The organism is Candidatus Pantoea symbiotica, from assembly GCF_056491525.1.
Window position 1 is genome coordinate 2114451 of the sequence record NZ_JBSZHR010000002.1, and the last position, 20834, is coordinate 2135284.

Annotated in this window: 21 protein-coding genes; 8 read left to right on the top strand and 13 right to left on the bottom strand. The window is 54.7% G+C overall.

Annotation, left to right across the window (positions count from 1 at the left end):
- Positions 1-89 precede the first annotated feature (89 nt).
- Entirely contained in the window at positions 90-1532 is a 1443-nt protein-coding gene (pyk, locus tag ACXIZX_RS10435) for a pyruvate kinase (protein ID WP_008110470.1), read from the top strand.
- 86 nt (positions 1533-1618) lie between these two features.
- Positions 1619-2851: an MdfA family multidrug efflux MFS transporter gene (locus ACXIZX_RS10440; RefSeq protein ID WP_479404103.1), complete on the top strand. Its 1233-nt coding sequence runs from the start codon at positions 1619-1621 to the stop codon at positions 2849-2851.
- 52 nt (positions 2852-2903) lie between these two features.
- On the opposite strand, the gene lpxM is transcribed toward ACXIZX_RS10440, so the two are convergent.
- From lpxM to znuA, 3 genes are all read right to left on the bottom strand, one after another.
- Positions 2904-3878 (bottom strand): lauroyl-Kdo(2)-lipid IV(A) myristoyltransferase, encoded by a 975-nt coding sequence (gene lpxM / locus ACXIZX_RS10445; RefSeq protein WP_154181687.1) that lies wholly within the window; start codon positions 3876-3878, stop codon positions 2904-2906.
- 126 nt (positions 3879-4004) lie between these two features.
- A complete protein-coding gene (mepM, locus tag ACXIZX_RS10450) occupies positions 4005-5333 on the bottom strand; it encodes a murein DD-endopeptidase MepM (RefSeq protein ID WP_061718586.1) in 1329 nt (442 codons plus the stop codon).
- A gap of 13 nt (positions 5334-5346) precedes the next feature.
- Entirely contained in the window at positions 5347-6318 is a 972-nt protein-coding gene (gene znuA / locus ACXIZX_RS10455; protein WP_479404104.1) for a zinc ABC transporter substrate-binding protein ZnuA, read from the bottom strand.
- Between the two features lie 77 nt (positions 6319-6395).
- On the opposite strand from znuA, the gene znuC reads away from it, so the two are divergent.
- Complete coding sequence (gene znuC / locus ACXIZX_RS10460) at positions 6396-7151, top strand: zinc ABC transporter ATP-binding protein ZnuC (protein WP_036650204.1); 756 nt, start codon at positions 6396-6398, stop codon at positions 7149-7151.
- Positions 7148-7933: a zinc ABC transporter permease subunit ZnuB gene (gene znuB, locus ACXIZX_RS10465; protein WP_179450603.1), complete on the top strand. Its 786-nt coding sequence runs from the start codon at positions 7148-7150 to the stop codon at positions 7931-7933. Before znuC ends, znuB begins: the two co-directional genes overlap by 4 nt.
- A 7-nt stretch (positions 7934-7940) precedes the next feature.
- Here the strand turns inward: znuB and ruvB are convergent, their stop codons facing one another.
- The 6 genes from ruvB to aspS all read right to left on the bottom strand — a co-directional run bounded on the left by ruvB (position 7941) and on the right by aspS (position 13441).
- Complete coding sequence (ruvB, locus tag ACXIZX_RS10470; protein ID WP_007889560.1) at positions 7941-8945, bottom strand: Holliday junction branch migration DNA helicase RuvB; 1005 nt, start codon at positions 8943-8945, stop codon at positions 7941-7943.
- Positions 8946-8953: 8 nt separating this feature from the next.
- Positions 8954-9568, bottom strand: a complete 615-nt coding sequence (ruvA, locus tag ACXIZX_RS10475) for a Holliday junction branch migration protein RuvA (RefSeq protein ID WP_007889559.1) — start codon at positions 9566-9568, stop codon at positions 8954-8956.
- An 80-nt stretch (positions 9569-9648) separates the two neighbouring features.
- On the bottom strand, positions 9649-10176 hold the full coding sequence (gene ruvC / locus ACXIZX_RS10480) for a crossover junction endodeoxyribonuclease RuvC (RefSeq protein WP_008110486.1): 528 nt from the start codon (positions 10174-10176) through the stop codon (positions 9649-9651).
- A gap of 37 nt (positions 10177-10213) precedes the next feature.
- Positions 10214-10957, bottom strand: coding sequence for a YebC/PmpR family DNA-binding transcriptional regulator (locus tag ACXIZX_RS10485; protein WP_008110488.1), 744 nt, complete (start codon positions 10955-10957; stop codon positions 10214-10216).
- A 271-nt stretch (positions 10958-11228) separates the two neighbouring features.
- Positions 11229-11660, bottom strand: coding sequence for a dihydroneopterin triphosphate diphosphatase (gene nudB, locus ACXIZX_RS10490; protein ID WP_179450601.1), 432 nt, complete (start codon positions 11658-11660; stop codon positions 11229-11231).
- Positions 11660-13441 (bottom strand): aspartate--tRNA ligase, encoded by a 1782-nt coding sequence (gene aspS, locus ACXIZX_RS10495; protein ID WP_179450599.1) that lies wholly within the window; start codon positions 13439-13441, stop codon positions 11660-11662. The genes nudB and aspS overlap by 1 nt, the downstream gene beginning before the upstream one ends.
- A gap of 232 nt (positions 13442-13673) precedes the next feature.
- On the opposite strand from aspS, the gene ACXIZX_RS10500 reads away from it, so the two are divergent.
- The 3 genes from ACXIZX_RS10500 to cmoB all read left to right on the top strand — a co-directional run bounded on the left by ACXIZX_RS10500 (position 13674) and on the right by cmoB (position 16267).
- Positions 13674-14495 (top strand): DUF72 domain-containing protein, encoded by an 822-nt coding sequence (locus ACXIZX_RS10500; protein ID WP_179450597.1) that lies wholly within the window; start codon positions 13674-13676, stop codon positions 14493-14495.
- Positions 14496-14573: 78 nt separating this feature from the next.
- A complete protein-coding gene (cmoA, locus tag ACXIZX_RS10505) occupies positions 14574-15302 on the top strand; it encodes a carboxy-S-adenosyl-L-methionine synthase CmoA (RefSeq protein WP_097097065.1) in 729 nt (242 codons plus the stop codon).
- Complete coding sequence (gene cmoB / locus ACXIZX_RS10510; RefSeq protein WP_179450594.1) at positions 15299-16267, top strand: tRNA 5-methoxyuridine(34)/uridine 5-oxyacetic acid(34) synthase CmoB; 969 nt, start codon at positions 15299-15301, stop codon at positions 16265-16267. The genes cmoA and cmoB overlap by 4 nt, the downstream gene beginning before the upstream one ends.
- Before the next feature lie 3 nt (positions 16268-16270).
- Here cmoB and ACXIZX_RS10515 read toward each other — a convergent pair whose 3' ends face one another.
- From ACXIZX_RS10515 to cutC, 3 genes are all read right to left on the bottom strand, one after another.
- Positions 16271-16891 carry a LysE family translocator gene (locus ACXIZX_RS10515; RefSeq protein ID WP_179450592.1) on the bottom strand — a complete coding sequence of 207 codons (621 nt, stop codon included), beginning with the start codon at positions 16889-16891 and terminating at the stop codon, positions 16271-16273.
- 240 nt (positions 16892-17131) lie between these two features.
- Complete coding sequence (locus tag ACXIZX_RS10520) at positions 17132-17989, bottom strand: hypothetical protein (protein ID WP_179450590.1); 858 nt, start codon at positions 17987-17989, stop codon at positions 17132-17134.
- A 169-nt stretch (positions 17990-18158) separates the two neighbouring features.
- Positions 18159-18911, bottom strand: coding sequence for a copper homeostasis protein CutC (cutC, locus tag ACXIZX_RS10525; RefSeq protein ID WP_179450588.1), 753 nt, complete (start codon positions 18909-18911; stop codon positions 18159-18161).
- A gap of 85 nt (positions 18912-18996) precedes the next feature.
- On the opposite strand from cutC, the gene ACXIZX_RS10530 reads away from it, so the two are divergent.
- Positions 18997-20136, top strand: coding sequence for a MalY/PatB family protein (locus ACXIZX_RS10530; RefSeq protein WP_179450586.1), 1140 nt, complete (start codon positions 18997-18999; stop codon positions 20134-20136).
- Here the strand turns inward: ACXIZX_RS10530 and ACXIZX_RS10535 are convergent.
- The gene (locus tag ACXIZX_RS10535) at positions 20133-20693 is read right to left on the bottom strand and encodes a VOC family protein (RefSeq protein ID WP_179450584.1); all 561 of its coding nucleotides are present in this window, start codon (positions 20691-20693) and stop codon (positions 20133-20135) included. The two genes, ACXIZX_RS10530 and ACXIZX_RS10535, sit on opposite strands and share 4 nt — an antisense overlap.
- Between the last annotated feature and the right edge of the window lie 141 nt (positions 20694-20834).

Genomic DNA, 20834 nt, shown 5'->3' on the forward strand with positions numbered 1-20834 from the left:
AGTCGAATCACAGCCCATCGATCATATAGAATAGATGAACACTACGTGTCACTTGAGAGCGACACGATACTTTGCTAACGGAGTCCTTCATGTCCAGACGTCTCAGAAGAACCAAGATCGTTACAACCCTCGGTCCAGCCACCGATCGCGACAATAACCTCGAAAAAATCATCGCGGCGGGTGCTAACGTTGTACGACTCAACTTCTCCCACGGCACACCGGAAGATCATCAGCAGCGCGCCAATAAAGTCCGTGAAATAGCGGCGAAACTGGGACGTCATGTGGCGATCCTTGGCGACCTGCAAGGTCCAAAAATTCGCGTCTCAACCTTCAAAGAAGGCAAAGTGTTCCTTAATGTCGGCGATCGTTTCCTGCTGGATGCCGACTTAAGTAAAGGCGAAGGCGACAAAGAAAAAGTCGGTATCGATTATAAAGGCCTGCCAGAAGATGTGGTGCCAGGCGACATCCTGCTGCTGGACGACGGTCGCGTACAGCTGAAAGTGTTGGAAGTTCAGGGCGTGAAAGTGTTCACCGAAGTCACCGTCGGTGGCCCGCTATCCAACAATAAAGGTATCAACAAACTCGGTGGCGGCCTCTCTGCCGACGCACTGACCGAGAAAGACAAAGTTGACATCGTTACCGCTGCGAAAATCGGCGTGGATTATCTGGCCGTCTCCTTCCCACGTAACGGCGAAGATATGAATTACGCCCGCCGTCTGGCGCGCGATGCCGGCTGCGATGCCAAACTGGTGGCGAAAGTGGAACGTGCTGAAGCCGTTGCCTCACAGGAAGCGATGGATGACATCATCCTCGCCTCTGACGTGGTGATGGTTGCGCGTGGCGATTTGGGGGTAGAAATTGGCGATCCTGAGCTGGTGGGTATTCAGAAAGCGTTGATCCGTCGCGCGCGCCAGCTGAACCGCACCATCATCACCGCAACGCAGATGATGGAATCGATGATCACCAATCCAATGCCAACGCGTGCCGAAGTTATGGACGTGGCGAACGCCGTGCTGGATGGTACCGATGCGGTGATGCTGTCGGCGGAAACGGCTGCAGGCCAGTATCCGGCTGAAACCGTATCAGCGATGGCGAAAGTGTGCCTCGGCGCAGAAAAAATCCCGAGCGTTAACGTTTCCAAGCATCGCCTGGAAGTGCAGTTCGATAACGTCGAAGAAGCGATTGCCATGTCGGCGATGTATGCTGCCAACCATCTGCAAGGGGTTTCGGCCATCATCACCATGACCGAATCGGGCCGTACCGCGCTGATGACTTCACGTATCACTTCCGGTTTGCCGATCTTCGCCATGTCACGTCATGAACGTACCCTGAACCTGACCGCGCTGTACCGTGGTGTTACACCGGTGTTCTTCGACAGCAATAATGATGGTGTTGCCGCCGCGCATGATGCAGTTAACCTACTGCGCGAGAAAGGTTTCCTGGTTTCAGGTGACCTGGTGATTGTTACCCAGGGTGACGTGATGTCGACCACTGGCACCACCAATACCAGCCGTGTACTGCGCGTAGATTAATACGCACCACCGACAGCGGCTGTAACAACATGGACAAACGCGACTGCCTGGCAGTCGCGTTTTTATTTTTTTGACAAGGAGGCCAGATGGCCCGCTATCAACCTATTACTCAACTCACCGGGCGCGTGCTGCTGTTTCCGCTCGCGTTGGTGCTATTTGAGTTCGCCACCTATATCGCGCATGACATGATCCAGCCCGGCATGCTGCTGGTGACGTCTGAATTCAGTGTCGGGCCGGAATGGGTATCTACCTCATTAACCGCGTATCTGATGGGCGGCGTGGTGCTGCAATGGCTGCTTGGTCCGCTTTCAGACAAATATGGCCGCCGTCCGGTATTGCTGTTTGGCATCCTGTTTTTTGCCGCCGCCTGCATTCTGACAACGTGGGTCAGCAGTATTGAAGAGTTTGTCGCGCTGCGTTTTGTGCAGGGCATTAGCCTGTGTTTTATTGGCGCAGTCAGCTATGCGGCGGTGCAGGAAGCCTTTGACGAAGCGCTGGCGGTGCGCATGATGGCGTTGATGGCCAACGTTGCGCTGCTGGCACCGTTAGCGGGCCCGCTGGCCGGTGCGGCATGGCTTACCGTTGGCGAATGGCGCAGCATGTTCTGGCTGTTTGCGATTTGCAGCGTGATTGCGTTTGCCCTGCTGTGGCGTGTAATGCCGGAAACGGCTGGCGATCGCAGTCACTCTATCGCCCTGCCAACGCTGGCGCGCGGCTATGCGCGTTTAGCGCGCGATCGTCAGGTGATGTACGGATCCTTTGCGATTGGGTTGGTGTTTATCCCGATCCTGACATGGGTGGCGCTGTCGCCAGTGATTCTGATGCATGATGAAGGCTTGTCGCGCATGCAGTATGCGCTGCTGCAGTTGCCGGTATTCCTGGCGATGATTGCTGGCAATATCACGCTCGGCAAACTGGCAGGCCGCGTGCCGATTGAGCAGCCAGTGAAATTTGCTGCCTGGCCGATCCTGATTGGTCTAAGCATTTCGCTGCTGGCGAACTTGCTGGATAGCCACACCTATCTGCTACTGACCGCCGGTTTAAGTCTGTACGCTTTTGGCGCGGGCATGGTGAATGCCGGTCTGTACCGACTGACGCTTTACTCCAGTAACGAAGGCAAAGGCAGCGTGGCGGCGATGCTCGGCATGATCAGCATTCTGACCTTAGCAGTCGGGATTGAGCTAGCGAAAAGCGGCTACTTCAGCGGCGGCACACCGTGGTTTAGCGGGATTAACTTCGCCGCTGGCGTGCTGTGGTTTGGTCTGGTGACGCTGTTCCTGCGCGAACGTAAGCGTCGCAGTCATGTGGCAGCAGTGTAATGTAAGGTGCGCAGTGATGCGCACCTGGTCGCCATAAATGGCGACCCTACATTTACTTTCTGGGATAAAGATCTTTGCGCGCATAAGGTTCAATATCACCTTCCTTACGCGTTTTCAGCAGCTTTAAAATCCAGGTGTACTGTTCTGGATGGGGGCGCACAAACACTTCTACTTCTTCATTCATGCGGCGCGCCAACGTGTTGTCATCGGCATCCAGCAAGTCATCCATAGGCGGACGCACGTAGATTTCCAGACGATGGGTTTCGCTGTTATATACCGGGAACAGCGGCACAACGCGCGCACGGCACACTTTCATCAGGCGACCGACTGCCGGCAACGTTGCTTTATAAGTGGCAAAGAAATCCACAAACTCGCTGTGTTCCGGGCCGTGATCCTGGTCCGGCAGATAATAGCCGTAATAACCCTGACGCACCGAAGCGATAAACGGCTTAATGCCGTCATTACGCGCATGCATGCGGCCACCAAAACGGCGTCGCACGGTATTCCACAAATAATCCATTAACGGATCGCTTTGATTGTGGAACATCGCCGCCATCATCTGACCTTCAGACGCCAGCAGCATCGCCGGAATATCCACGCCCCAACCATGCGGCACAAGGAAAATAACGTTCTCTTTGTTCGCCTGCAGTTGCTCGATGATTTCCCGGCCGTGCCAGTCAACGCGCTTACGCACATGCTCGGGATTGCGTAATCCCAGTTCTACCATCATCGCCATCGCTTGGGGTGCGGTGGCAAACATACGATCAGCAATCTCTTCGCGCTGCGCTTCGCTCAATTCCGGCAGGCAATAATAGAGATTGATCAGCGCACGGCGGCGCGCACTTTTCGCCAGTTTACCGGCGAACTTGCCCAATCCGCCCAGAATCGGATCGCGCACTTTGGCGGGAAGTAATGCCATGCCGGCCAGCGCACCAATCGCCAACCAACTTCCCCAGTATTTCGGCTTTAAAAAAGAACGTTGAAAAACGGGAATAAACTCACTGTTATTTTTCTTTCGGGTTTCCATGCACTCGCCTCTGACAATGACCGGTCAATAATAGTGACGATGGTTAATTTTGCAATCTTCATGCGCCAGATAGCAAAAAACCGACGAAGAATCCGTCGGTTTTTTAGTGTTACGCGCAATAATGCGTTATTTCAGCGTCAACTGCGGCAACCAGGTTTTGACTTGCGCCATGTAAGTGCTGCGATCTTTACCGGTCAGCCCTTCCATGCGCGGCAGTTTTGCCGTCAATGGATTCACTGCCTGATTGTTGATCCATACTTCATAGTGCAGATGTGGGCCGGTTGAACGTCCGGTGTTACCCGACAGCGCAATACGATCACCGCGTTTCACTTTTTGCCCCGGTTTCACCAGCGCTTTACTCAAGTGCATATAACGCGTCATGTACTGACGACCGTGACGAATTGCCACGTAATTTCCGGCAGCGCCGCCGTTTTTCGCCATCACCACTTCACCATCACCCACGGCTAACACTGGCGTACCAATCGGCAGCGCGAAGTCGACACCTTTATGCGGTGCGATGCGACCGGTTACCGGGTTAAGGCGGCGCGGATTGAAGTTGGAAGAAACACGATACTGCTTAACCGTTGGGAAACGCATAAAGCCACGCGCTAACCCAGACGCGTTGCGATCGTAGAACTTGCCGTCTTCCGCGCGGAAGGCGTAATAATCTTTGCCGCCGGTGCGTAAACGCACGCCCAGCAGTTGGCTTTGAGCACTTTTGCCATCGAGCATTTCACGTGACATCAATACACTGAAATCATCACCGGCCCGCAGTTTGCGGAAGTCCATTTGCCACTGCATCGCTTTAATGACGTTGCTGGTTTCTGCGCTGGTCAAACCCGCACGTTGCGCGCTGGCGGCAAAACTACCGCGTACTTCACCTTTCAATACGTTGTTTTGCCACTCACCCTTTTGCAACTCCTGCTGCATCTTAAAGCTGCCGTTGTCGGCGCGCTGATAAGTACGGGTTTCACGACGATCGATTTCCCAGCTGAAGGTTTGCAGTTGACCATCGGCATCCAGCGTCCAGCTCAGTTGCTGGCCGACGCGCATGTTGCGCAAATCTTTGTCGCTGCTGACCAGTGCATTGATGTCGCCCATCTCAATGCCGTACTGATTTAACGCGCTGCTCAGCGTATCGCCTGAAGAGACTGTGTAATCATGTACGTTAGGATTGTCCGGAACGTCTTTATCGATGTCGTCAGCAGGAATATCGTCGGCCGGTTCTTCGGTAGTTTGATCAATCGGCTCGCTGGCTTCTGGCAACAGCGTGCGCAATTCGTCTTTATCCAACGCGATGGTTTTCACGATGGGCGCCACATCACGTGGATGGTAAACGTAAGGCCGCCATACGGCGACGGCCAACGTGACAACGGTTAATGAACCCAGCATAACGCGGTGGGGGCGCGGCAAATTATTAAATGCGAGGGCGACAGAGCGGGCTATCTGCTGCACTTTTACCTATTCCTCATGCTCCATTCAGGCAGCTCGCATACTGGCTCGACAACTGTGAAAGGAATTTCACGTAGCTGTCTTTGGATAAGCTGATGTCCATACCCAACGGATCTAACGTGCCTTTACGGACGGAAGTTCCACGGGACACGGCATCGATGACGGCCGGTCTGAATTGTGGTTCAGCGAAAACGCAAACGGCTTTCTGCTCAACCAACTGTGTTCGTATTTGATGTAAACGCTGGGCGCCCGGCTGGATCTCAGGATTGACGGTAAAATGACCTAAAGGTGACAAACCGTAATGTTTTTCAAAGTAGCTGTAAGCGTCGTGAAAAACGAAATAACCCTTGTTCCGCACAGGCGCGAGTTGCGCGCCGATGTGTTTGTCTGCATCGGCTAATTCTGCCTTAAATTCCTGCAGATTAGCGTCAAGTTTGGCTTTGCTTTGCGGCATAAGTTCCAATAATTTTCCATGGATTGCAACCGCAGTTTGTAAGGCCATGTCAGGGGACATCCACAGGTGCATATTAAACTGGCCGTGGTGGTGATGTGCATGAGACAGGTCTTGGTGTTCAGAATTTTCTGAGTCATGATCATGATCGTGACCGTGCTCATGTTCCTCATCGCCATCATCACCGCTAATCAAAAGCGGGTGTATGCCTGGCAAAGCGGCTATTTCAAGGTTTTTATTGGCGGGTAATTCGGCCGCTGACTTGGTGAGAAAAGCTTCCATTTCAGGCCCCGCCCACACCACTAAGTCTGCGTTTTTAATACGTTTTACATCAGAGGGACGTAAGGCATAATCATGTTCTGATGCGCCATCAGGCAGCAATACTTCAACGGGCGTAATGCCATCTGCGATAGCCGCTGCGATAAATCCGATAGGTTTAATTGAAGCTACGACTGCAGAGTGCGCGGGTAACGCGCTTGTGGCGGCAATTGCCGCAGCAGTAAGGGTGAAAATAAGGCGCTTTTTATTGTGTAACATAATACGTCATTCCATCGTGACCAGGTGATGGAATGTGATATTATAACATTCGAAATTCAATGCAACCCGTAAATAACATGCCGCCACTTGTTACTCTTGAAAACATTTCTGTGAAATTCTCCCAGCGTCCAGTGCTTGCAGGCATTAGCCTCACACTTGAGCCGGGAAAAATTCTCACCCTGCTCGGCCCGAATGGCGCCGGTAAATCCACGCTGGTTCGCGCGGTGTTGGGGCTGCTTAAACCCACCAGCGGCAGCGTCAAACGCGCCACTGATTTACGTATCGGTTATGTGCCGCAAAAACTGCACATCGATCCGACTTTGCCGATCACCGTTGAGCGCTTTATGCGTCTGTCTCGGGGCACCAAACGCGATGCCATTTTGCCGGCGCTGAAGCGCGTCCAGGCCGGGCATCTGTTGCACGCGACGCTGCAAAAACTCTCCGGCGGTGAAACGCAGCGTGTGCTGCTGGCGCGCGCATTACTCAATGAGCCGCAATTGCTGGTGCTCGATGAACCAACTCAAGGCGTTGACGTCAACGGCCAGGTTGCGCTGTACGATTTGATCGATCAACTGCGCCGTGAATTAAATTGCGGTGTGCTGATGGTTTCACACGACCTGCATCTGGTGATGGCGAAAACCGACGAAGTGCTGTGCCTCAACCATCACATCTGCTGCTCGGGCACGCCGGAAGCGGTATCACAACATCCTGAGTTTATTGCGATGTTCGGCCCACGCGGCGCGCAGCAGTTGGCGATTTATCGTCATCATCATAATCACCGTCACGATTTACAGGGACGCATTGTTCTGCGTAAAGGAAATGGCCCGTCATGATTGAACTGTTATTACCTGGCTGGCTGGGCGGCGTTTTGCTGGCGCTGGCGGCCGGTCCACTTGGCTCGTTTGTGGTTTGGCGCCGCATGTCCTACTTTGGCGATACTCTCGCGCATGCATCTTTGCTGGGTGTGGCGTTTGGTTTGCTGCTTAACGTAAATCCTTACTATGCGGTGATTTTAGTGACCGTATGTCTGGCGTTGGGATTAGTGTGGCTGGAGCGTCGCCCGCATCTGGCCATCGACACGCTGCTCGGTATTATGGCGCACAGCGCGCTGTCGCTGGGTTTAGTGGTTGTCAGTCTGATGCAAGGCGTGCGTGTCGATCTGATGGCTTACTTGTTTGGCGATCTGCTGGCGGTGACGCCCGATGATTTATGGATGATGGGTGGCGGCGTGGCAATTGTACTGGCGGTGATGGCGTGGCAGTGGAATTCACTGTTATCGATGACCATCAGTCCGGAGCTGGCGCAGGTCGATGGCGTCAACATTCAGCGCACGCGTTTGATGCTGATGCTGGTGACGGCATTAACCATCGGCGTGGCAATGAAGTTTGTTGGTGCCTTGATCATTACGTCACTGCTGATTATCCCGGCGGCGACGGCACGTCGCTTCTCGCGCTCACCGGAACAGATGGCCGGTTTTGCGGTGATTGCCGGTATTATCGCGGTGACCGGCGGACTCGCCTTCTCCGCCACCTACGATACGCCAGCCGGTCCTTCGGTGGTGTTATGCGCTGCGGTATTATTCATCATCAGTATGGCAAAAAAACCGGCGGCATAATGCCGGTTTACTCTTCGCGACTAATACCAAAGTGTTTATAAGCATGCTGCGTTGCCATTCGGCCGCGTGGCGTGCGTTGTATGAATCCTTGCTGGATCAGGAAGGGTTCAATTACATCTTCGATAGTTTCCCGCTCTTCGCCGATCGCCGCAGCCAGATTATCTAAGCCAACCGGACCACCCGAGAACTTGTCGATAATCGCCAGCAGCAGTTTGCGGTCCATATAATCAAAACCCTGGCTGTCGACGTTAAGCATATCCAGCGCGCTGGCTGACACTTCACCGCTCAGGTTGCCGTTGGCACGCACTTCAGCAAAGTCACGTACGCGGCGCAGCAAACGGTTAGCGATACGCGGCGTTCCGCGCGCACGACGCGCTATCTCCAGCGCGCCCTCTTCACTCAGCGCCAGGCCAAGACAAGCCGCGCTACGGCCAACGATGTGCTGCAGATCGGGAACGTTATAGAACTCAAGACGCTGCACAATGCCGAAGCGGTCACGCAGTGGCGAGGTTAAAGAACCGGCGCGCGTGGTGGCACCAATCAGGGTAAACGGCGGCAGATCGAGCTTAATCGAACGCGCTGCTGGACCTTCACCGATCATGATATCCAGCTGATAATCCTCCATCGCCGGATACAGCACTTCTTCAACCACCGGCGACAGGCGATGGATCTCATCGATAAACAGCACATCATGCGGCTCAAGATTGGTGAGCATCGCCGCCAGATCGCCGGCTTTTTCCAGCACCGGCCCGGAGGTGGTGCGCAGATTGACGCCCATTTCGTTGGCGACGATGTTAGCCAGCGTAGTTTTACCCAATCCTGGCGGACCGAAAATCAGCAGATGATCGAGTGCATCGCCACGCAGTTTCGCCGCCTGGATGAAAATCTCCATCTGCTCGCGCACCTGCGGCTGACCAACATATTCCGTCAGCAGCTTGGGGCGAATGGCACGGTCGAGCGTTTCTTCTTCATTAAAGGAACTGCCCGAGACCAGACGATCGGCTTCAATCATGCTTTACCTCAAATAGCTGCGCGCAGGGCTTCACGAATCAGGGTTTCGCAATCCGCATCCGGTTTACCAACTTTGCTGATCATCCGGCTGGCTTCCTGCGGTTTATAACCGAGAGCCACCAGCGCTGAGACCGCTTCGGCTTCGGCATCGTTATTGTCTTGTGCCGCAGAAGGCGTGGTCAACGTAAAGGTTGAATCACCACCAAACAGATCGCCGTGCATGCCGATAAAGCGGTCTTTCATCTCCACAATCAGACGCTCGGCGGTTTTTTTACCCACGCCCGGCAGTTTGATCAGAGAGGCAATTTCTTGTCGCTCAACGGCGGTCACGAACTGCTGGGCCGACATACCCGACAAAATCGCCAGCGCCAGCTTTGGTCCAACGCCATTCACCTTTACCAGCTCGCGGAACAGCGTGCGTTCCTGCTTGTTGTTAAAACCGAACAGCAGCTGCGCATCTTCACGCACCACGAACTGGGTGAAGATGATCGCTTCCTGATTGATCTCCGGCAGCTCGTAAAAGCAGGTCATTGGCATGTGCACTTCATAACCGACACCGTGCGCCTCAATCAACACCAGCGGCGGCTGTTTCTCCAGAATGTTGCCTCGTAAACGACCAATCACCTGAGCAGTTCCTTAATCTGTAAGTAAGCCTGAGTTTATAGCACAAAAAAGGCTGGATGAATATCCAGCCTTGGCGTTTGCTAACCCGATCGCATACGACCGCGCGTCATCACCAATTTGGTGTCACTGATACGCGCCGCATTTTGGCTCATATGGCAATGCGTGATGGCGATGGCCAGCGCATCGGCGGCATCCGCTTGCGGATTGGCCGGCAGTTTCAGCAAGGTACGCACCATATGCTGCACCTGACTTTTCTCTGCGCCGCCAGTGCCGGTGACAGTTTGCTTCACCTGACGCGCTGCATACTCAAACACCGGCAAATCGTGATTCACCGCCGCGACAATCGCCGCACCGCGCGCCTGGCCCAACTTGAGCGCTGAGTCCGCGTTCTTCGCCATAAAGACCTGCTCGATGGCGAAATAGTCGGGTGAGAACTGCGTAATGATTTCGCTGACGCCCGCGTAGATCAGTTTGAGACGCGTCGGCAGATCGGTGACGCTGGTACGGATACAGCCGCTGCCCAGATAGGTAAGCTGGCGGCCGGTTTGGCGGATAACACCGTAACCGGTGACGCGCGAGCCGGGATCGATCCCGAGAATTATCGCCACAGCGCGTCTCCGGTGAGTGGGGTTTTAAGCAACGCCATTACAGCGTTTCTGCGATCTCATCAGAGATTTCACCGTTATGGTAAACTTCCTGCACGTCGTCACAGTCTTCCAGCATGTCGATCAAGCGCAGCAGTTTCGGCGCAGTTTCGGCATCCATTTCGGCTTTGGTTGAAGGGATCATTGAGACTTCAGCCGAGTCGGCTTTCAGACCGCCCGCTTCCAGCGCATCACGCACTGCACCCATCTCTTCCCACGCGGTGAAGACATCAATCGCGCCGTCGTCATAAGCCACAACGTCTTCTGCACCGGCTTCCAGCGCCGCTTCCATCACCGCATCTTCGTCCTGACCTGGCGCGAAGGAGATAACGCCCTTCTTGCTGAACAGGTAAGCAACAGAACCGTCGGTACCGAGGTTGCCGCCGGTTTTGGTGAAGGCATGACGCACTTCGCCCACGGTACGGTTACGGTTGTCGCTCAGGCACTCAATCATCACCGCTGAGCCGCCTGGACCGTAACCTTCATAAATGATGGTTTCCATGTTGGAATCATCTTCACCGCCCACGCCGCGTGCGATGGCACGGTTCATGGTGTCGCGCGTCATGTTGTTAGACAGCGCTTTGTCCATCGCTGCGCGCAGACGTGGGTTGGAACCCGCATCGCCACCGCCCAGTTTCGCGGCGGTGACCAGCTCGCGAATGATTTTGGTGAAGATTTTACCGCGCTTAGCGTCCTGAGCAGCCTTGCGGTGCTTGGTGTTCGCCCATTTACTGTGTCCAGCCATTTTGCATATTCTCCGATCTTATCAATCGCACGGGCTATCTTACTTGCGATCTCGGCTCCCGGCAGTGCTCGCAATCCTCACGTACATAAGTACGCTCCGGTTGCTGTGCGCTGGCGGTAACCGACCTCGCTGCGACGATTACGCCCGACTGTTCAATTTTAATTGTGCAGGTTTCACATCCTGCACCGGGTTTAAGGGACGAAGGAATAACTTCGTCGAATTAACGGAATTTAACTGAACTGCCACGGGAAAAACGCGCGGCGGTGAGCATTCAGATAAATTCTTCAATTGCCTGGCGGTTACTCCAGGACTTGGTGAGGGCTGCGGCAGCGGCGGGTTCGAGCCAGCGCGCGGCGAGATGCTCGGTGAGCAGCAGGTCGCGCTCTGCGGGTATGGCCAACCTGAACCAGTGTTCGCGGTTGTGCGTGGTGCCCGGTGCGTAACGATGGCGATAGTGCGGGAAGATCTCAAACTCGATTTGCTTGTGGCAATCGTCCAGCACTAACTTTTCGTGCGCAATATCGATGGCAAGCTCTTCTAACACTTCGCGCTGAGCCGCCTGGCACGGGGTTTCGCCCGCTTCCAGGCTGCCAGTGACCGATTGCCAGAAGCTGTCGTCATCACGTCGCTGCAGCATTAACACCCGGCCGGTATCGCGGGCAAAAATCACCACCAGCACCGAAACCGGATGTTTAAAGCCCATTACTTGTTCTCTGTCTTTTCTTTCTTCGGCGCCACCAGAATGCCGAGGTCCAGCAGCGCAGCTGGATTGGCTTCGCTTGGGGCTTCGGTCATCATGCATGCGGCGGCGGTGGTTTTCGGGAACGCGATCACATCACGGATGTTATCGGTGCCGGTCAACAGCATGGTCAGACGATCCAGACCAAACGCCAGGCCCGCGTGCGGCGGGGTACCGTATTTCAGCGCGTCGAGCAGGAAGCCAAACTTCTCACGTTGCTCTTCTTCGGTGATACCGAGGATGCTGAATACCGTCTGCTGCATTTTCCCGCTGTGGATACGCACGGAACCGCCGCCCACTTCGTAGCCGTTAATCACCATATCGTAGGCATTGGCCACCGCTTGTACCGGATCGGTTGCCAGCTCTTCTGCGCTCATGTCTTTCGGCGACGTGAAAGGATGGTGCATTGCTGCCAGGCCGCCCTCTTCATCTTCCTCAAACATTGGGAAGTCGATTACCCACAGCGGTGCCCAGGCTTTGTCATTGGTGATCTGCAGGTCGCGGCCCACTTTCAGACGCAGCGCGCCGAGCGCATCCGCTACCACTTTAGCGCGGTCCGCGCCGAAGAAGATCAGGTCACCATCTTGTGCGCCCGTGCGGTTGAGAATGTCTTCAACGATTTCTGCACTGAGGAACTTGGCAACCGGGCTCTGTACGCCTTCGAAGCCTTTAGCGCGTTCGTTGATCTTCATCCACGCCAACCCTTTAGCGCCGTAGATTTTTACAAATTCGCCGTACTCATCAATTTGCTTACGCGTCAGCGCAGCGCCGCCCGGTACGCGCAGGGCAGCCACGCGGCCTTTGGCATCGTTGGCTGGACCGGCAAACACCTGGAACTCCACGTTTTTCAGCAGATCGGCAACGTCCACCAGCTCCATTGGGTTACGCAGGTCTGGCTTATCGGAACCGTAACGGTTCATCGCTTCCGCAAAGGTCATCTGCGGGAAGTCACCGAGATCCACGCCTTTGATGTTGATCCACAGTTCACGAATCAGACGTTCCATCTTTTCACGCACCTGCTCGGCGGTCATGAAAGAGGTTTCCACGTCGATCTGGGTGAACTCAGGCTGACGATCGGCACGCAGATCTTCGTCACGGAAACACTTAACGATCTGATAGTAGCGGTCAAAACCCGACATCATCAGCAGCTGTTTGAACAGCTGTGGCGACTGCGGCAGCGCGTAGAATTTGCCTTTATGCACACGGCTTGGCACCAGATAGTCACGCGCGCCTTCTGGCGTGGCTTTGGTCAGCATTGGCGTTTCGATATCGAGGAAGCCCTGGTCGTCCATAAAGCGACGCACGAAGCTGGTAATTTTAGCGCGGATTTTCAAACGCTGCGCCATTTCCGGACGACGCAGGTCCAGATAGCGATAGGTCAGGCGCGCTTCTTCGCTGTTCACTTGGTTAGAGTCCAGCGGCAGCGGTTCAGCACGGTTGATGATGTTGAGCTCATGAGCGAACACTTCGATTTCGCCGGTTGCCATGTCGCTGTTTTTGTTCTTTTCGTCACGTGCACGCACGGTGCCGGTGATCTGGATACAGAATTCGTTACGCAGCTCAGATGCCAGCTGGAAAGCGTCCTGACGATCGGCATCAAAGAACACCTGAGCGATACCTTCACGGTCACGCATATCGATAAAAATCAGGCTACCCAGATCGCGACGGCGATTTACCCAGCCGCAGAGAGTGACTTGCTGACCCACGTGAGACAGATTGAGCTGTCCGCAATATTCTGTACGCATAACGTATCCTTTTAACTTCGCCGCTGCTGCCAGACAACATCAGGCCGCGTAACCTTATGAGATGCTGTCGCAAAAAAGGCGGCTATTATAATGGAAAAACCCAGGCAGGATAAGTGGAGCCCGATCAAAGCGGACAAAACATTATGCTTTATCGCGCTGTTTTTCCTGCCGACATCAAAACAGGGTACATTAAGCCGCCCTTTCCCGCCCCTAAAGGATTCAGGAGTTCGCGTTGACACTTCGCATAGGATTACCGCAATGGCAGCACGCGCAATGGAAACAGTTCGGCATTGAAACCTTAGCCGACTACGCGCAGCTGTTTGGTTGTGTGGAAGGCAATACCACGTTGTATGCGCTGCCAAAGCCTGAAGTGGTGATGCGCTGGCGGGATATGACGCACGACGATTTTCGTTTCTGCTTTAAGTTTCCCGATAGCATCAGCCATAAAGCGGCGCTGCGCGATTGCGATGAGTTGCTGACGGAGTTTTTCCGCCTGCTCGATCCGCTGAGCCAACGCATTGGTCAATATTGGCTGCAGTTACCCGCCGCGTTTTCACCGGCACAGCTGGTTGATTTATGGTCCTTTCTCGATAGTTTGCCACGCAATTTCCGCTATGGCGTTGAGGTGCGACATCAGGCGTTTTTTGCCAAAGGTGAAGCCGAACGCGCGCTGAATCGCGGTTTACTGGATCGCGGCGTTAATCGGGTGATTTTAGATAGTCGTCCGGTGCATGCTTCAACCTCGCAAACCGCCGCCGCCGTGGACGCGCGAGCGAAAAAGCCGCGCGTGCCGCCGCATGCGGTGCGCACCGGTTCGCAACCGATGGTGCGTTTCATTGGCAGCGATAACGTGGCGGAGAGCGTGCCGCTGTTTCAGCCGTGGCACAGCAAGCTGCAAGCGTGGCAGCTGGATAGCGATCCAATGCTGTTTATTCATACGCCGGATATGGGCGAGGTGTTTCCGCTGATTCAGGCGTTGTGGTCACAGTTGCAGCAGCTGGAGCCATCGTTACGCGATCTGCCCGACTGGCCGCAGCAATCAAGCCTGTTCTAGACGCAACGCAAAGGGTGCAGCCCGCCCGCGTTTCTGCCAAAATAGCGCCCTTTCCGTTTTCTCTCCGGACCTTTCATTATGTCTGATCGCGATACGCTATTTTCCGCGCCCATCGATAAGCTGGGCGACTGGACCTTTGACGAGCGCGTAGCTGAAGTTTTTCCCGATATGATTCAGCGCTCGGTGCCGGGTTATTCCAACATCATTTCGATGATTGGCATGCTGGCAGAACGCTTCGTTCAGCCGAATAGCCAGGTTTACGATCTTGGCTGTTCGCTGGGTGCCGCCACGCTGTCGGTGCGCCGCAATATTCATGTGCCTGGCTGCCAGATTATTGCTGTAGATAATTCGCCAGCGATGGTTGAGCGTTGCCGTCGCCACATCGATGCCTTCCGCGCGGATACCCCGGTGCAGGTGATCGAAGCGGATATTCAGGATATCCACATTGAGAACGCCTCGTTGGTGGTGCTTAACTTTACCCTGCAATTTCTTGAGCCGCCGGCCCGTCTTGAGTTGCTGAAGAAGATCGTCAATGGATTAAATCCGGGTGGCGCGCTGGTGTTGTCCGAGAAGTTTAGTTTTGAAGATGCCGATGTCGGCGAGTTGCTGTTTAACATGCATCACGATTTCAAACGCGCTAACGGTTACAGCGAACTGGAGATCAGCCAGAAACGCAGCATGCTGGAGAACGTGATGTTGACCGATAGCGTCGAAGCGCATAAGGCGCGCCTGAAAACCGCCGGTTTCAAACATGCGGAGTTGTGGTTCCAGTGCTTTAATTTTGGTTCGTTGGTGGCGTTGAAATGATTGAGTTTGGCCGTTTTTATCAGCAGATTGCCACCGGCCCGCTGGCCAGTTGGCTGGAAGTGTTACCGGCGCAAGTTGCCGCATGGCAGCGTGACAATTTGCACGGTAAGTTTCGCGACTGGGAGAAGTCCGTTGATTATCTGCCGCTGCTGACGCCGCAGAAGCTGGATTTGTTGCACAGCGTGAGCGCGGATGTTGAGGATCTGACCGATCGTCAGCGTCTTGGCATTGAGAATCTGCTGCGCAATTTAATGCCGTGGCGCAAAGGTCCTTATTCGCTGTACGGCACCGAGATCGATACCGAGTGGCGTTCTGACTGGAAATGGGATCGCGTGTTGCCGCACATTTCGCCGTTGCTGCATCGCACGGTGCTGGATGTTGGTTGCGGCAGCGGTTATCACATGTGGCGCATGATTGGTGCGGGCGCGAAGCTGGTGGTCGGCATCGATCCGATGCAGCTGTTTTTGTGCCAGTTTGAAGCGGTGCGTAAGCTGTTGGGCGATGATCGTCGGGCGCATTTGCTGCCGCTGGGCATTGAGCAGCTTCCGGCGTTACAAGCGTTCGATACCGTGTTTTCGATGGGCGTGCTTTATCACCGCCGTTCACCGCTCGACCACTTGATGCAGCTGAAAAATCAGTTGGTTAGCGACGGTGAGTTGGTGCTGGAGACGTTGGTGATTGAAGGCGATGAGAACGCGGTGCTGGTTCCGGGTGAGCGTTATGCGCAGATGCGTAATGTGTACTTTATCCCTTCTGCGGCAGCGCTGAAGAGCTGGCTGGAGAAGTGCGGATTTGTCGATGTGCGCATCGCAGATTACGCGGTGACGTCCGTGGAAGAGCAGCGTCGTACCAGTTGGATGACCAGCGAGTCGCTGGCCGAGTTCCTTGATCCGAATGACAGCAGTAAGACCGTTGAAGGTTATCCCGCCCCGCTGCGTGCTGTGTTAGTGGCGCGCAAGCCGTAATGCTTAACGCCGCGATAGCGCCAGCTTCGCGGCAAAGCCAATAAAGACGCAGCCCGTCAGGCGATCCATCACTTTCAGTACCGCTGGACGACGCAGATGCGTCGCAAAGTACTGGCTGCTACCAATTAGCACCGCATTCCACACTAATCCAATCACCATATGTGTGAGAGCCATCAGCGTACACCACAGCGGCACCGATGCGCCCGCCGGAATGAACTGCGGCAGGAAGGTGACGTAGAACACGCCGACTTTGGGGTTTAACAGATTACCGAATAGTCCGCGTGTGAAGCAGGCAACATAGCTTTGCTCTTTATTCTGCGCATGCTGACCTGCTTCCGCTTGGGTACGTGGGTTGATGAGTAATTTGACGCCGAGATAGAGCAGATAGGCCGCACCGATCCATTTCAGCAGGTTATACGCCATTTCCGAAGCCAGCAGCAGCGCGCCCAAGCCTAAACCCACCGCAATGCCCCACACCAGGCAACCCAGCGTGACGCCAAACGCCGTGGCCGATGCACGCTTCCAGCCTTGCGCGGCGGCGGAACGCAACACTAATGCGGTATCAAAACCGGGCGTGAGCGTGAGGATGGTGATGGCGAAAAGGAATGAAAGGATCAGTGTCATGTGCGGGCTCCCTGTTTAGTTCCGTGCGTTTCAGGCAAAGAATCAGGGCCGCTCCGTAAAGGCGTCGTGAACACATCCCTGTGGACTCTGCCGCCGGTTACTCGCCTCATCCATGAGGCTCGCCCACTTCGTGGGCCAACGCTTTGCGTTGTTCAAAAACGCTCCCGGCGTTTTTGTCCATGCGGCGGAAGCTTTACTCCGCGGCCCTGATTCTTTGCCTTTATGTGGGTTTTGTGCGGTTTAATCTTGTGCGGCTGTTTCGCTGGGGGCGTTCCAGTATTGGTATTTATAAGCGGAGCTGAGATGGCGTTCAATGGTGCCTTTGGCGAATACTTCGGTTTCATGCAGATAACTGAGCGTACAGTTGCCCACTTCATCCCACAGTTGGCACTCGTCAATCGAGCGTAGCGTGCTGACTGGCGTGGTCGATGTGCCGTTCAGGCGCAGTTCCCGCCACTGGTTATCGTAGCTGTAAGTATCTTTGCTACGCGCGCTACTGGATGAGGTGACCAATCCTTGTGGATTCCAGCGCCAGCTGCTTTCGCCACTGGTCATGCTATCACTGCCGCGCGCCACGCTTTTTTCTACTCTGAACTGTTTGTCATAGCGGTAAGTGGTATCGGTAAAGCCATCTTTGCCCATGCTGGTGAATTTATCGGATGAGCTGACGATGTTGCCATGCTGGCCGATTTGCCAGCTGATGGTGCCCTGACGGTTATCAACCACTTCCTCCTGACCCGCTTTGATCACTTTGACCATGTAGGCATATTCCGCCACCCAGCCGCGTTGAACGCGGGCGATATGCTGTTCCATCGTCAGCAGGACGTTGCCTTCGTTTTTGTCGTAGGAGATATCGGCCACCATTAAATCGCCGCACTGATCAAACTGGCCAAGTACGCGCTTTTGCGAGTTCACATCTTTGCCAAATTCGCCCGCCACCACCTGACGCACCGCGCCTTTGGCATCGCCACCCAGCATGATCCAGTTGTTGCTGCTGGTGATGTTTTTGCTCATCGGTGGACACGCCGTGCTGACAGCCAGCGCAACGCCGCAGTAGGGGAGAAGCAGCAGTAAAACGGTACAAGGGATGGATTTCATGAAGGTTATCCGTACGAGGCCATAGAGTAATCAAAGCATCATTTACACGATCACGCTATCTCTGCGGGAATGGCAGATAAAAAGAACCCCAGTTAGAAGAACTGGGGTTGGTACTTGCAAACATCACGTCGTTTGGACTGGCGTGCTGCGCGGCAAAATCGGGGTGAATTCAGGCTACCCGGACGGCGCTCATCTGCGTCATGCTTTTCATGGCTTCAACCACATCACCATCAACGCAATAGCGACTGAATTCATCGGTTTCCGCTTCGGAGCACATGGAAACACCGGCTTTACGGTAGCGCATCGGCGAAGCGACTAAACGGCTGGCGGAGCTGTGAACTTCCTGCAATCCACTGTCGATGAACTTCTGGATGTTGCTCAAACGCACGCCCGCACCGGCCATAATAATCGGACCTGTGCTGTGTTCATTTAGTTCCCGTAATAATGCAATTCCTGCTTCGGCGCTCTGTTGCTGGCCAGACGTCAGGATACGCGCGATGCCTAAATCAGCCAGCACCTCAAGTGAGCGTTTTGGACTGTGGCATAAATCGAAGGCGCGATGGAAAGTGACGTCCATGCCGTCACACAGCGTCATAATTTGCTGCATACGGGCGATATCAACATGCGCATCTTCATCCAGCATGCCAATCACTAAGCCGGGAAAACCGAGTTCACGCATTAGCGCAACGTCCGATTTCATCGACTCAAACTCATAGTTGGTGTAGCAAAAATCGCCGCCGCGTGGACGGACGATAGGATGTACCGGGATCGAAATTTCACGTCGTGCCACTTCCAGCACGCCGGCTGAAGGCGTCAACCCACCTTCGCGCGGTGCGCTGCACAGCTCCACGCGATCGGCACCGGACAGCTGCGCAGTCATTGCGCAGTCGATGCCGTAGCAACAAATTTCCAGTTTCGTCATACCATGCTCCTTCTCATGACTTCTGGCTCGGGATGAATGCTTCAGTTAGTCTACTTAATTGGACAGTTTACGTGGAACTCGCACTATGGCATTCGATTTTAATCAATGGATAGACCGTCGTCACAGCGATAGTTTGAAATGGCACAAATATGGTGATCGCGATGTGCTGCCGCTCTGGGTAGCGGACAGCGATTTCCGTTCGCCGCCGAGTGTGATTGAGGCCATTAAACAGCGCGCTGAGCACGGCGTTTTTGGCTATGGCGCAACGCCAGGCGGATTGATTGATATCACCCTTTCCCGTTTAGCGCAGCGCTACAACTGGCAGATTGAGCCGGACTGGATTGTGTTATTGCCCGGCGTGGTGTGCGGTTTAAATCTTTCGGTCCGCGCATTCACGGAATCGGGCGAATCCACGGTTTCCCCAACGCCGATTTATCCGCCGTTTCGCGGTGCGGCAAAACTGGCCGATCGCGCACAGGTGCATTTACCGCTGCGTTTACAGGACGATCGCTGGGTGATGGATCTCGACGCCAGCGCCATGCAGGGCAATGAGCGCCTGCTGATGCTGTGTAACCCGCAGAATCCGGGTGGTACGGTTTATCGTCGCGACGAGCTGGAAGCCCAGCTGGCATTTGCGCAGCAGCATGATTTGATTGTCTGCTCCGATGAAATCCATTGCGATCTGTTGCTGTCACCCGGCGCGCAACACATTCCGTTTGCGTCATTAAGTGAAGATGCCGCACAACGCAGCATCACGCTGATCTCGCCGTCCAAAACCTTCAACATTGCCGGATTAGGCGCGTCGATGGCGATCATTCCCAATCCAGAGTTGCGCGCACGCTTTAAACGTGTGCGGGAAGGCATCGTGCCTGGCGTGGATATTCTGGCGCTGGTGGCAGCCGAAGCGGCGTGGCGCGATGGCGATGAATGGCTGGCGGCGCAGCTGGATTATCTGCGTGCCAATCGCGACTGGCTGGTGGCGCAGATCAATGCGCTGCCAGAACTGCAGATGGCCGCGCCGGAAGCGACTTATCTCGGTTGGATCGACGCCAGCAAACTGGATGTCGCCAGCCCAATGGACTACTTCGAGCAGCACGGCCTCGGTTTTTCACCGGGTCACGATTTCGGCGACGATAATTTCGTGCGCTTCAACTTTGGTTGTACGCGCGCCACGCTGGAACAGGCGGTGGCGCGTTTGCAGCTGGCGGTAGCAGCGCGCCGTTAAGCCTGCTCGCTAGCGACGATCTCTTCCAGTCGCCACGGATGAAACTTGATGGTGGTTTGCCCGTCAGTCACCGCCAGTGTCGGATTGGGCAAACGTTCATTCTCGCCTTTGGGCGCGCTGGTTTTAAACGAGATGCCCGGCTGCGTCAGCGCATCATCCGAGAGCAACGCCATCGCGCGCACACCCAGCGTTTCCGGTTCACCGCGCAGCACAATCTCCACGTGTTCCCACCCTTCATGGCGATACAGTTTCTCGCCCGGCCAAGGCAGTTCAATCACATCGATTTGCCAGCCCGCGAGGTTCAATGGCTGATGCAGTTTGAACAAGCAGATCGGGCGACCATTGATCATTGCTTCGGAAAACTGTGTGGCGATTTGCAGCAATCCAGTTTTCCAGCGTTCTGCCGTCGCAAACTGGTGGCAGCGCACCGCAACGTGATCGGCTTCATGTTCAGCCAGGTTAATGCCTAAACGTTCAGCAAATAGCGCCAAAGAGTGCTCAAAACGAGCCAGGTCTTGTTTTAAATCATCCAATTCCATAGGAAAGTTGGTCCGCATCACGTTTTACCTCTAATTCAGTTCAGGTTTACTAATCAATATGAAATTTGCTAGCCGTTGATTCCGCTTGACAAAATTGTCGGATTCATCCGATTTAGGCGTCAAAAAGGCTGAAAACCGCATAAATAGACCATTCATTTC

Bases quoted from the DNA above. Each gene is read 5' to 3' on its own strand.
- pyk (WP_008110470.1), top strand. From the start codon at position 90: ATGTCCAGACGTCTCAGAAGAACCAAGATCGTTACAACCCTCGGTCCA.
- ACXIZX_RS10440 (WP_479404103.1), top strand. From the start codon at position 1,619: ATGGCCCGCTATCAACCTATTACTCAACTCACCGGGCGCGTGCTGCTG.
- lpxM (WP_154181687.1), bottom strand. From the start codon at position 3,878: ATGGAAACCCGAAAGAAAAATAACAGTGAGTTTATTCCCGTTTTTCAA.
- znuA (WP_479404104.1), bottom strand. From the start codon at position 6,318: ATGTTACACAATAAAAAGCGCCTTATTTTCACCCTTACTGCTGCGGCA.
- znuC (WP_036650204.1), top strand. From the start codon at position 6,396: ATGCCGCCACTTGTTACTCTTGAAAACATTTCTGTGAAATTCTCCCAG.
- znuB (WP_179450603.1), top strand. From the start codon at position 7,148: ATGATTGAACTGTTATTACCTGGCTGGCTGGGCGGCGTTTTGCTGGCG.
- ruvB (WP_007889560.1), bottom strand. From the start codon at position 8,945: ATGATTGAAGCCGATCGTCTGGTCTCGGGCAGTTCCTTTAATGAAGAA.
- ACXIZX_RS10485 (WP_008110488.1), bottom strand. From the start codon at position 10,957: ATGGCTGGACACAGTAAATGGGCGAACACCAAGCACCGCAAGGCTGCT.
- nudB (WP_179450601.1), bottom strand. From the start codon at position 11,660: ATGGGCTTTAAACATCCGGTTTCGGTGCTGGTGGTGATTTTTGCCCGC.
- aspS (WP_179450599.1), bottom strand. From the start codon at position 13,441: ATGCGTACAGAATATTGCGGACAGCTCAATCTGTCTCACGTGGGTCAG.
- cmoA (WP_097097065.1), top strand. From the start codon at position 14,574: ATGTCTGATCGCGATACGCTATTTTCCGCGCCCATCGATAAGCTGGGC.
- cmoB (WP_179450594.1), top strand. From the start codon at position 15,299: ATGATTGAGTTTGGCCGTTTTTATCAGCAGATTGCCACCGGCCCGCTG.
- ACXIZX_RS10515 (WP_179450592.1), bottom strand. From the start codon at position 16,891: ATGACACTGATCCTTTCATTCCTTTTCGCCATCACCATCCTCACGCTC.
- ACXIZX_RS10520 (WP_179450590.1), bottom strand. From the start codon at position 17,989: ATGAAATCCATCCCTTGTACCGTTTTACTGCTGCTTCTCCCCTACTGC.
- cutC (WP_179450588.1), bottom strand. From the start codon at position 18,911: ATGACGAAACTGGAAATTTGTTGCTACGGCATCGACTGCGCAATGACT.
- ACXIZX_RS10530 (WP_179450586.1), top strand. From the start codon at position 18,997: ATGGCATTCGATTTTAATCAATGGATAGACCGTCGTCACAGCGATAGT.
- ACXIZX_RS10535 (WP_179450584.1), bottom strand. From the start codon at position 20,693: ATGCGGACCAACTTTCCTATGGAATTGGATGATTTAAAACAAGACCTG.